We start from the raw sequence: 355 nt of genomic DNA, 5'->3' as shown, positions 1-355 counted from the left end.
ATTGCCGCACTCCGGCTGCCAGGGATTCCGCCTGCTGTGGGGACGCTTCAGACTGGGAAAGCACCAGTCTTCTCGCTCGCTTTGAAGCCACGAAGACCACGTGTCTCCAAAGTCGCCCGTGCTGTAAGCTGGCTAATCGCCAGCTTACAGCACCTCCACGGCTGGCTGCATCCCTGTCCTCCTCCGGCTCTGACTGTGCTTTACCACGACAACGGTCGGAATACCTGGAGATTTAGCGTTTTCGGTCCAATCGATAACGACTATTACAGTCATTATCTCCGTCGCCTATGCACACTGTGTAAGCCGAGAGGTCGGCAGATATGGGCTCAGGCGCGTCGTTCTACTTGGCTGGCGT

It is taken from the genome of Levilactobacillus koreensis JCM 16448, from assembly GCF_001435525.1.
Lineage (GTDB): Bacteria > Bacillota > Bacilli > Lactobacillales > Lactobacillaceae > Levilactobacillus > Levilactobacillus koreensis.
Note: the sequence above shows the minus strand (reverse complement) of the source record.